The organism is Neisseria sp. P0021.S007 (assembly GCF_051956855.1).
The window spans coordinates 1-590 of sequence record NZ_JBQCXA010000820.1; the positions used below are offsets into that span (position 1 = coordinate 1).

The window sequence follows — 590 nt, forward strand, 5'->3', positions numbered from 1 at the left end:
TGTTCAGACGGCCTAAGTGTTTATACGGTTTGCGAGTATTTGGCTTTGGTTTCTTTATGGCGTAAATGGTAGTCGAACACCATGGCGATGTTGCGGATCAGGAAACGGCCCTTCGGCGTAACGGTCAGGCCGTGCGGTTTGAGGTGGACCAGGCCGAGGGTTTCCAGTTGCTTCATATCTTCCAGTTCGGCTGCAAAATAACGGCTAAACGGAATGCCGAACACGCTTTCGTAAATCCGATAGTCGAGCGAGAAGCGGCACATCAAATCCTGAATGATGTTGCGGCGCAAAATGTCGTCTTGATTGAGCTGGTAGCCGCGCATAATCGGCAGATGTCCGGCATCGAGTGCGGCGTAATAGGTATCGATGTCGCGCTCGTTTTGGGAGTAGGTGCTGCCGATTTTGCCAATAGAGGATACGCCGATCGCCACCAAGTCACAGTCGGCATAGGTGGAATAACCTTGGAAATTTCGTTGCAGGAAACCTTCTTTGAGGGCGATGGAGAGCTCGTCGTCAGGTTTGGCAAAGTGGTCCATGCCGATGAAAACGTAGCCTCGCTCAGTCAGGGTTTGGACGCAATATTGCAGCAT

Annotated in this window: 1 pseudogene; it reads right to left on the minus strand. The window is 51.7% G+C overall.

Features of this window, described 5'->3' with window-relative positions:
- Positions 1-20: 20 nt before the first annotated feature.
- Positions 21-590: pseudogene (locus ACTHUR_RS16140) on the minus strand (oxygen-independent coproporphyrinogen III oxidase); the annotation flags it as partial.